We start from the raw sequence: 11,105 nt of genomic DNA, 5'->3' as shown, positions 1-11,105 counted from the left end.
CAACATGGGATTCAATACACGTATCACATTACAAAGGTTTCACTCTTCGGCAGTAGCCGATTGGCGCAAAGGAGGATATATGTATTCTTACACAGCACAGTGATGCACTTTGTCGGTAACACCACACGCTCAGTGTTCAACAATCGTGAACCGTTTGTTGTTCCAAACTCTGTAATGGCCTTACCAGATGGCGGATATGTCGAAAACAATAATCCGGTAACCAGCGACAACATGAGTAACTTTTACAGTGACGCTTATTCCAGAAGCCAGTTCGAAAATTTCGTTATCCCGAAAGGTTATGTGAAACTGAGAGAATTAGTACTGTCATACTCATTCCCAAAAGCATTGATTTCTAAACTGGGTATTCAACAACTTGACTTGAGTTTCATCGGACGTAATCTCTTTATGTGGACTCCAAAAGCTAACAACTATGTGGATCCGGAAATCACCAACTTCGGTAACGATATCCTGTCGGAAATCGGTGAATTCGCTTCACTTCCTTCTACACGTAACATCGGTGGAGGTATCAAAATTGTATTCTAAAAAACGACTGAATATGAAAAGATTAAAAAAAATATATATAGGTGTACTTAGCACCCTATTGTCCGGAACATTCGTTTCATGCGAAAACTATCTGAACATCAATGAGAACCCGAACTATCCGGGGAGAGTCACAAGTGACTGTATCAGCCCTACTGCCATCTGCTTTCACAGGTTCGGCAGGAGTCATGGGATATCTATATCAACTCTACGGCTCTATGTGGTCACAACAGTACACTCAGAATCCGTCATCAAGCCAGTATATCACGCTTGTCAATTATGCGATGACCTCTTCCAGCGACTTGCGTTTATGGAGAATCCCATATGCCGACGTGCTGCCCGACCTTGATCTGTAATCCAGAAGTCAGAAGCCGAAGGTGCTTGGAATTACTGGGTAGTAGGTAAAGTAATGACTGCCTTCACCTATCACGTACTGACTGACGCTTATGGAGATATTCCTTTCACCGAAGCATTGAAAGGTAAGAACTGCAAATATGACGATAGCAAAACCATAGTTTATCCGGGTATCATCCAAATGTTGAATGACGCCATCGATAAAGCTGACGATGCATCTGCAAAAGGATTGCTCGCTATGAGTGTGGAAGATTATGTTTATGATGGTGATATGACGAAATGGATTCGATTTGCCAAGACGTTAAAGCTGAAATTGCTCATGAGAGACTTCGAAGCAAACAAAACTGAAATTCAAACAATGCTTGCTGCGGGTGACTTCTTGAAAGATGATGCAACGGTTCATTGTTTTGAAGATGTAGTAAACAAATCGAATCCGTTCTATGAAAATGACCGTCGCCAGTTAAATACAACGAACAATGTACGTGCCTGCACTACTCTCTACCAATATTTGAATGAGAATGACGATCCACGCATCGAGGACTTTTATGAGCCAACAGCCGGTTCTGACTACTCTGCTTACAAAGCTATTCCTTACGGAAGTAGAGATTCTAAGCTTTACTCCATTAGAGGAACCTCCCGGGCGGTCATCGGTGCACTCGACCCTGTTTACTATATGTCGGCTGCTGAAGCAGAATACCTGCTATCCGAATGTTACGCACGACTTGGTGATAAAGGCAATGCCAAAACCATTACGAGAATGCTGTTAATTTATCATTCGAAAGATGGAATCACGATGCAACGGATTTCATTGCTGACGGAGGTAAATATGCTTTCGACGACACAAGTGAAAATGCAATGTTGAAATGTATCCTTACTCAAAAATGGGTAGCCAGTACTCGTTGCCAGGCATGGGACACTTGGTTTGACATCAATCGTACAAGAATTCCGGCTTTAGGAAATGTAGAAGCGACCAACGATAATTATGTAACAGGTGAGTTGGCTTACAACCCAAACAGTTCATTGGCAAAAGGTGCCTTCCCAAGTCGTTTTATCTACTCCAAAGAGTCATTGGATTACAACACAAGTGCACCGACTGTCATACCGGGAATTACGGAATCGCTTTGGTGGCACAAGAAATAAAAGTTGAGTTTATAATATAAAGAAAAGATATATCTATGAAACCTATTAAATATTTATTTTTCCTGATATTCGCTATGGTTGGATTAACCTCATGCGATACGTATGGAGACTATGAACAGGAGTTCTCACCTGTTTATCCGCTGAGCGGACAGTATTATGTGAAAGTGATTGATGAAGCCGGAAAAAAAATTGTAATGCACACTATTACAATTTCTTTTCCGGCTTCATCAATCACTTTCACATAATACTGTCCGCTCAGCGGATAAAACAGGTGAGAACTCCTGTTCATAGTCTCCATACGTATCGCATGAGGTTAATCCAACCATAGCGAATATCAGGAAAAATAAATATTTAATAGGTTTCATAGATATATCTTTTCTTTATATTATAAACTCAACTTTTATTTCTTGTGCCACCAAAGCGATTCCGTAATTCCCGGTATGACAGTCGGTGCACTTGTGTTGTAATCCAATGACTCTTTGGAGTAGATAAAACGACTTGGGAAGGCACCTTTTGCCAATGAACTGTTTGGGTTGTAAGCCAACTCACCTGTTACATAATTATCGTTGGTCGCTTCTACATTTCCTAAAGCCGGAATTCTTGTACGATTGATGTCAAACCAAGTGTCCCATGCCTGGCAACGAGTACTGGCTACCCATTTTTGAGTAAGGATACATTTCAACATTGCATTTTCACTTGTGTCGTCGAAAGCATATTTACCTCCGTCAGCAATGAAATCCGTTGCATCGTGATTCCATCTTTCGAATGATAAATTAACAGCATTCTCGTAATGGGTTTTGGCATTGCCTTTATCACCAAGTCGTGCGTAACATTCGGATAGCAGGTATTCTGCTTCAGCAGCCGACATATAGTAAACAGGGTCGAGTGCACCGATGACCGCCCGGGAGGTTCCTCTAATGGAGTAAAGCTTAGAATCTCTACTTCCGTAAGGAATAGCTTTGTAAGCAGAGTAGTCAGAACCGGCTGTTGGCTCATAAAAGTCCTCGATGCGTGGATCGTCATTCTCATTCAAATATTGGTAGAGAGTAGTGCAGGCACGTACATTGTTCGTTGTATTTAACTGGCGACGGTCATTTTCATAGAACGGATTCGATTTGTTTACTACATCTTCAAAACAATGAACCGTTGCATCATCTTTCAAGAAGTCACCCGCAGCAAGCATTGTTTGAATTTCAGTTTTGTTTGCTTCGAAGTCTCTCATGAGCAATTTCAGCTTTAACGTCTTGGCAAATCGAATCCATTTCGTCATATCACCATCATAAACATAATCTTCCACACTCATAGCGAGCAATCCTTTTGCAGATGCATCGTCAGCTTTATCGATGGCGTCATTCAACATTTGGATGATACCCGGATAAACTATGGTTTTGCTATCGTCATATTTGCAGTTCTTACCTTTCAATGCTTCGGTGAAAGGAATATCTCCATAAGCGTCAGTCAGTACGTGATAGGTGAAGGCAGTCATTACTTTACCTACTACCCAGTAATTCCAAGCACCTTCGGCTTCTGACTTCTGGATTACAAGATCAAGGTCGGGCAGCACGTCGGCATATGGGATTCTCCATAAACGCAAGTCGCTGGAAGAGGTCATCGCATAATTGACAAGCGTGATATACTGGCTTGATGACGGATTCTGAGTGTACTGTTGTGACCACATAGAGCCGTAGAGTTGATATAGATATCCCATGACTCCTGCCGAACCTGTGAAAGCAGATGGCAGTAGGGCTGATACAGTCACTTGTGACTCTCCCGGATAGTTCGGGTTCTCATTGATGTTCAGATAGTTTTCGCATGAAACGAATGTTCCGGACAATAGGGTGCTAAGTACACCTATATATATTTTTTTTAATCTTTTCATATTCAGTCGTTTTTTAGAATACAATTTTGATACCTCCACCGATGTTACGTGTAGAAGGAAGTGAAGCGAATTCACCGATTTCCGACAGGATATCGTTACCGAAGTTGGTGATTTCCGGATCCACATAGTTGTTAGCTTTTGGAGTCCACATAAAGAGATTACGTCCGATGAAACTCAAGTCAAGTTGTTGAATACCCAGTTTAGAAATCAATGCTTTTGGGAATGAGTATGACAGTACTAATTCTCTCAGTTTCACATAACCTTTCGGGATAACGAAATTTTCGAACTGGCTTCTGGAATAAGCGTCACTGTAAAAGTTACTCATGTTGTCGCTGGTTACCGGATTATTGTTTTCGACATATCCGCCATCTGGTAAGGCCATTACAGAGTTTGGAACAACAAACGGTTCACGATTGTTGAACACTGAGCGTGTGGTGTTACCGACAAAGTGCATCAACTGTGCTGTGTAAGAATACATATATCCTCCTTTGCGCCAATCGGCTACTGCCGAAAGAGTGAAACCTTTGTATGTGATACGTGTATTGAATCCCATGTTGAAATCAGGAGCGGAAGAACCGATAGTCTTCATTTCATTGTTACTCGTTGTCGGGATACCGTTTGCATCTACAATCACTTTTCCGTAGTAAGGACTATTTTTGTCCTGCACAGTAGCAATAGCCGGAACCTGGAATATACCGAGAGGTTCACCCACTTTGGCCACGAAGTTGGCACTATACGCTGTTTGCAGTACATATTCCGTTACAGGAGTATCACCTTCGTTCCAGAGTTCTTTCACTTTACTCCAGTTTTTACTGAATGTGACACCGAGATCCCATTGGATATCTTTATTACGAATCGGGGTCATATTTACTGACAACTCGATACCTTTATTGGAAATCTTCCCCACATTACGGGTTGCCGTAGTGTAACGAGTTTCCGGAGCGACGTTTGCTGCTATGATTTGGTCTTTGGTCAGCTTATTGTAGTAAGCAAAGTCGATGTTGATTCGGTTGTCAATAAAATTAGTTGTTATTCCCAATTCCCACTCGGAAGTCTTTTCCGGTTTCAGATGGTTGTTTGCCTGACGGTTATATTCTGTTAGGCCCAATGCACCATTCAGTGGAGTATAGATATATCCGAAACCGGTTGATATCTGAGTCGGTACGAAATAAGGCATTGTCCGGTAGACATCGGCGTCATTACCGGTTTGTCCCCAGGCTGCACGTATTTTCAGGTAGTTCACAATCTTATTTTTCAGAGAAGGAATCATATCCGTCAGAATTACTGAAGTGTTGATACCACCGTAGAAAAAGCTGTTTGCATGAATCGGCAATGTAGACGACCAGTCGTTACGTCCTGAAAGATTGACAAACCAGAAGTTCTTGTATCCGAATTCCACCTGACCAAATGCTCCGATTGTTCTGCGTAACTCACGATAGTTAGTGCTGAGTGGTTTATCGATACCATTTTCAAGGTTGTACCAACCAGCCATGAACAAACCATCAAGATAAGATTTCAGATAAGAAGATTTTCGCTGGTTGAGGTTCCAACCAAGAGTGCCTCCTAAAGTGATATCCTCACCGATGTTGTAGTTGGCATTCATGAAGAGGGTAGCGTCTAGTTGGTCGTAGTTGTCTGAACGTTCTGTATACGTACCTCTTTCATCCGATTTGCCTCCATCTGCACTGTAAGAGTTTTCCGCATAAGTCAGTTTGGCTGTACGCAGTTTCTGGCGGGAGTTGGTAAAATCGCCACCGAGACGACCTACCGCTTTAAGACCAGGCATAACTTCATAAGCAAGTTCTAGTTTACCATAAATACGGTCATCCTGATAGTTATTCTTGTTGTTAGCAAGTACCCAATAAGGATTTTGTGCATACCAAGTGTAATAGTTATTACCGTCATAACGAATGTCATTAAAATCTTTCATGACCGAGTAGTCAATGTCTACCGGATGCTGAATTAATTCCTGTTGCATGGTAGCACCGGCTTTCCCTTGTCCTGCGGCAGCTTTAGTCATATCCTTACGGATATAGCTGACATTAACGTCTGCACTGAACTTATCGAACTTCATGTTACCACGAAGGGAGAACGTGTTACGTTCATATTTATCGGCATTATTCGGCAGGATACCATTGGAGGAGGTGTTCCCATAAGAAAGGAATAAACCTACTTTTTCAGTACCGGTCCGAATGCTTATATTATTGTTCATTTCGAATCCTGTAGTGTAGAAGTTACGTAAGTTGTCTTTTACGAATGAATAATGCTTTTTCATTTGAGGATCGAGGTTGTACGAACCCCATTCATTCATTCTTCCATCGAGTGCAGGTCCCCATGAACCGTTTTCACTTCTGTCCCAAGTACCCCAGCCTTGTCCGAACTTGTCCTGATCTTGCGGAACACGCAATACGTTGGATGCCATGAACGATCCATCATACGAAACGGTCAGCTTCTCTTGTTTGGCACGTTTAGTTGTAATCATGATAACTCCATTGGCAGCACGTGAACCATAAAGTGCAGTTGCCGAGGCACCTTTCAGTACGGTTACTGATTCTACATCATCCGGGTTAATATCATTTGCACCGTTACCAAAGTCTACAGCGTCATTTGCCTCGATCACTCCGTTACCTTTGTCATTAGACAGGCTGGTGTTGTTGGACATTGGAACTCCGTCGATCACATACAATGGCTGATTGTTGGCGAAAGAAGAGTAACCACGAACGATTACTTTCTGTGAACTACCAGCCGTACCGGAATTAGAAATATTAAGTCCGGCTACTTTTCCTGAAAGCCCTGCCATTACCGAACCGGATTTGGCTGCGATCAAGTCATCGTTCTTCACAGTAGAAGAAGCATATCCCAAAATCTTTTCACTTCTCTTGATACCCATGGCGGTTACTACCACTTCGTCCAATGCCTTTGCATCCGATTTAAGTACGATTTTCAATACTCCATCTTTGATGGCAACATCTTGTGGGGCCATACCCACGTAAGACACATGAAGGGTCTTGGCTGTGGCGGGAACTCCCGAGATAGTAAACTTGCCGTCAATATCGGTGATTGTTCCTTGTGTAGTTCCAGCTACCAATATTGATGCACCTACGACGGGTAATCCGTCTTCCGCAGAAGTAACAATTCCTGTTACTTTCGACGTTTGCGCCATCATTATACCTACACTTACAAAAAGGCAGGCCAACGTTAATAATAATTTCTCTTTCATAAAACTCTCTCTCTTTAATTTAACCTTAATTCCGCAACACTATTATAAATTAAACTTTTTAAGTACCTGAGCAACAAAAAGTTGCTCAGGATTTTGCCATGTCAGAATTTTCACTTATCTTAGTGTTGCAAAAAAAACAAGAGAATCCGACGATAGACATGGCGAAGATACAAATTAAATCTGAGAGACTCACTCCTTTTGGGGGATTATTTTCAATCATGGAGCAATTTGACTCCACATTATCATCTGTAATCGACTCAACCCTCGGTCTAAGGTGTAGATCGTTCGGTTATCAGTACAGCGAAATCATCCGTTCTCTCATGAGTATCTACTTCTGTAGCGGTTCATGTATTGAGGATGTCACTACTCATTTGATGAACCACCTCTCGCTTCATCCGACACTTCGCACTTGTAGCTCTGATACTATCCTCAGGGCGATAAAGGAGTTGACGCAAGAAAACATTTCATACACATCAGATATGGGCAAGACCTACGATTTCAATACGGCTGACACTCTCAATACTTTATTGCTCAATTGTATATTTGCATCTGGCCAACTGAAAGAGGGTGAGATGTATGATGTTGATTTCGACCATCAGTTCATAGAGACAGAGAAGTATGATGCAAAGCCTACATACAAGAAGTTCCTTGGTTATCGCCCTGGCGTGGCGGTTATTGGCGATTTGATAGTCGGTATAGAGAATAGCGATGGTAACACAAATGTTCGTTTCCATCAGAAGGACACGCTGAAGAGGTTCTTTGCGAGATTTGAACAGAATGGGCTCACTATCAATCGCTTCAGAGCTGATTGTGGATCATGTTCCGAGGAAATCGTGGAGGAAATAGAAAAACACTGCAAGTCCTTCTATATCCGTGCTAACCGCTGCAGTTCGATCTACAATGACACCTTTGCTCTCAAAGGCTGGAAAACTGAGGAAATCAATGGCATTGAGTTTGAATTGAACTCTATCCTTGTTGAGAAGTGGAAAGGTAAGGCATATCGACTTGTGATTCAAAGACAGAAACGGATGGATGGTGTGCAGGATTTTTGGGAAGGAGAATACACATACCGTTGTATCCTGACTAACGACTATGATTCTTCCGTAAGAGAAATTGTCGAGTTCTATAACCTTCGTGGAGGAAAGGAACGTATCTTCGATGATATGAACAATGGTTTCGGGTGGGACAGATTGCCCAAATCCTTCATGGCAGAGAACACAGTGTTCCTTCTTCTTACAGCACTTATCCGTAACTTTTACAAGGCCATTATTCAAAGACTTGACGTAAAGAAGTTCGGGCTCAATGCAACAAGTCGCATAAAAGCGTTTGTCTTCAGGTTTATCTCTGTACCAGCCAAGTGGATCAGGACATCAAGGCGGTATGTGCTGAACATCTATACCTGTAATAATGCTTACGCAGATGTTTTCCAGACTGATTTTGGATAATGCCTACAACTTATGGGAATGATATTGTGTATTGCCTCAAGTCACATTGTGGGGTAAGGGGATATTGTAGGCAGAAGTGGGTGCTTCAAGTTCAAATTATCTGCAAATTCAGTAATGAGAGGACGTGTAAACGCAATAAGGACGTTCAAGGGCTTAGTTGCGGATTTGAGGTTTAACTTATAAAAACTGTTGTTTGCTTTCTAACTGAGCATTAATCCTCATTGATAACTAAACTCTGTGCTGACCTTTATGCTGAGACAACATCTTTTAGATTAGAATTGTTTGCTTACAATGAATAAATTTGAGTGAGAGTGGTCATTTTTATGCCATTTTGAATGCAGGTTTAATATTTATGCAATTTAATAAATAAAAAATAATAGTTTAAAAAAGTATTATTGGCTGGCTTGTCCACATCTCTTTATCAAGGAAGGTATAAAAAGAGAGGCTGTACTGAAAGCAATTATTTACTATCATTTGATAGTTCTATTACTTTCGGTACAGCCTCTTGCTGTTTGTTCTGTATCTTTTTCTTATGGCATCTCCGTCTCCATCTGGAATTTGCGGCTTACCTTCATTAGGTTGATAGTGTAAGTTACCACGTTTTGTGCTTCCTGAACCATAGTGAGATAAACCATGCTTACACGGATACTACCGGTCTGACTTTGGATACGTTGTAACTCCTGACGTTTCAGATGAGAAAGTTGTCCATTTAGGTCGTTGGCACGGCGAATTTCTTCTTCCATACTGTTGTAGTCATTGTTTTCCAATCTCTTGCGGCATTGTTGAATCAAATAGGTGATATCTTCTGCTACGTCGCTGAATTCACCTTTCTGAATAGCATCCAGCGGGTTAAAATTATTATCGATATGTTCCAAACAAGGTTCACTGAGACGGGCGATACTGTAAACCAGTTCGCTGGCAAAGTCATTTCCTTGATAATAATAAAGTCCTTTTTCAAGAACGGTCGCGTTGTCAAGGCGACACATGGCAACTGTTCCCGTACGTTTCATTTGTTTGATGAGTTGTTTTTCGAATTTAGTAGCTCCCATCGACCGGCGTAGCCCTCTCAGATTTTCGTGGATAAATGAATTTACAGTTAATTCGAAGTTAGTTTCTGCATATTCCAATACCTTAGCAAGTTCCTCACGAGTATGTTGGCGCATTAATTGTAAAGCTTCTTCGTTGTCGGTAGTTTGCATCAGTTGTTTTAACGTCTCATTACCTTGTTCTTTTGCTTTACGTTTCTTATACATTATTTGGCTACGTATTAAGATAAATACAGCAATACCGATCAGGACAATGATAGATATGTTTCCTCCATAATGCAATATCATAGTTACAAAGAAACAGATGGTAAAAGCTGCTCCGGCTGTGATGAACCATCCACCGATAACGCTTAATACACCGGTAATACGGTAAACGGCTGAGTCACGTCCCCAAGCGCGATCAGCGAGTGAAGTACCCATGGCAACCATGAAAGTCACGTAAGTAGTAGAGAGTGGCAACTTTAAGGAGGTTCCCAAAGCAATGAGTAAACCAGCGAGTACTAAATTTACGGAGGCACGAACCAGGTCGAAAGCTGCTCCGTCGGCAATGATAGCTTCATCTTTACGGAAACGAGCATCGAGCCACTTCTTAGTACCTTCTGGTGTGATGCGTGATATTGTGTTAGCAAGGGTCATACTTATACGGACCATGGTACGGGCGATTGGTGTACTTCCGAAGTTCTCTTCTCCTTCATCCTGACGAGAGAGATCGACAGAGGTTTTGATAACAGCGTGTGCTTTCTTTGAAGTGCATAGAGCATATACCATAATGGCTCCGGCACCAATCAGGAAATACCAGGGTGTTTTTGCGGACCAAGCAAAGATGTCATCAGGAAGCTGTCGGGAGCAACACCGTTTCCGTTCGTTGTAAAATCAAGAAATGAGGAGTATCCTGCCAAAGGCACACCGATAAAGTTTACTAAGTCATTGCCTGCGAAAGCGAGTGCAAGGGCGAAGTTCCCATTAACACTACTATTTTGAACACATTTACTTTTAGCCAGTGGAGTATTTGCATCAGGATAGTGAAAAATACAAATAATAAGAAGATTAACATCAGGGTATTGTCTTGTATCCACTGTTTGTTTTCGGCTGTCATGAATGAACTATCCTTCAAACCTTTGATAAGCCATGAAGTAAATAATGGAAGTAGCGGCAATGCCTCCAAATACTCCAATACTGTATTTGATGTTCTTTGTATAGTTGAAGGTGAAAACGACACGGGCAATCCATTGTACAACCATACCGAAAAAGAAAGCAATTGCAACGGATACGAAGATGGCCATGATGACAGAGAGCGCTTTGTCTGTATTGATAAGTTGGCCCAGACTGAGGGCGCTGTCAGTATTTACTTTGATCAGTGAAAGGGCGAAGGTACCTCCTAGTAGTTCGAATACCAATGATACTGTAGTGGAAGTGGGCATTCCCATGGAGTTGAATACATCCAGCAACACGACATCGGTAAGCATGACGGCAAGCAGGAT

At 41.8% G+C, this 11,105-nt stretch carries 6 protein-coding genes and 3 pseudogenes; 6 read left to right on the top strand and 3 right to left on the bottom strand.

The window, feature by feature from the left end:
- From EJF25_RS24130 to EJF25_RS24985, 5 genes and pseudogenes are all read left to right on the top strand, one after another.
- A pseudogene (locus tag EJF25_RS24130) lies at positions 1-543 on the top strand (hypothetical protein); the annotation flags it as partial.
- 101 nt (positions 544-644) lie between these two features.
- Positions 645-896, top strand: coding sequence for a hypothetical protein (locus EJF25_RS26035; protein WP_235016914.1), 252 nt, complete (start codon positions 645-647; stop codon positions 894-896).
- Positions 897-949: 53 nt separating this feature from the next.
- Positions 950-1,756 carry a SusD/RagB family nutrient-binding outer membrane lipoprotein gene (locus EJF25_RS24125; protein ID WP_262707236.1) on the top strand — a complete coding sequence of 269 codons (807 nt, stop codon included), beginning with the start codon at positions 950-952 and terminating at the stop codon, positions 1,754-1,756.
- A pseudogene (locus EJF25_RS26265) lies at positions 1,693-2,034 on the top strand (SusD/RagB family nutrient-binding outer membrane lipoprotein); the annotation flags it as partial. The gene EJF25_RS24125 and the pseudogene EJF25_RS26265, both read left to right, overlap by 64 nt.
- Before the next feature lie 35 nt (positions 2,035-2,069).
- Positions 2,070-2,279: a hypothetical protein gene (locus EJF25_RS24985; RefSeq protein WP_160119440.1), complete on the top strand. Its 210-nt coding sequence runs from the start codon at positions 2,070-2,072 to the stop codon at positions 2,277-2,279.
- Between the two features lie 155 nt (positions 2,280-2,434).
- Here the strand turns inward: EJF25_RS24985 and EJF25_RS24120 are convergent, their stop codons facing one another.
- Both EJF25_RS24120 and EJF25_RS24115 read right to left on the bottom strand, forming a co-directional pair.
- On the bottom strand, positions 2,435-3,913 hold the full coding sequence (locus EJF25_RS24120) for a SusD/RagB family nutrient-binding outer membrane lipoprotein (RefSeq protein ID WP_125043223.1): 1,479 nt from the start codon (positions 3,911-3,913) through the stop codon (positions 2,435-2,437).
- Between the two features lie 13 nt (positions 3,914-3,926).
- On the bottom strand, positions 3,927-7,133 hold the full coding sequence (locus EJF25_RS24115; protein WP_125043221.1) for a SusC/RagA family TonB-linked outer membrane protein: 3,207 nt from the start codon (positions 7,131-7,133) through the stop codon (positions 3,927-3,929).
- A gap of 158 nt (positions 7,134-7,291) precedes the next feature.
- On the opposite strand from EJF25_RS24115, the gene EJF25_RS24110 reads away from it, so the two are divergent.
- On the top strand, positions 7,292-8,578 hold the full coding sequence (locus EJF25_RS24110) for an IS1380-like element ISBf12 family transposase (protein ID WP_009040242.1): 1,287 nt from the start codon (positions 7,292-7,294) through the stop codon (positions 8,576-8,578).
- A 530-nt stretch (positions 8,579-9,108) separates the two neighbouring features.
- Here the strand turns inward: EJF25_RS24110 and EJF25_RS24105 are convergent.
- Positions 9,109-11,105 (bottom strand): annotated as a pseudogene (locus EJF25_RS24105) (inorganic phosphate transporter); the annotation flags it as partial.

Source organism: Bacteroides faecalis (assembly GCF_003865075.1).
Classification (GTDB): Bacteria; Bacteroidota; Bacteroidia; order Bacteroidales; family Bacteroidaceae; genus Bacteroides; species Bacteroides faecalis.
Note: the sequence above shows the minus strand (reverse complement) of the source record. Positions and strands in the feature narration are given on the sequence as shown.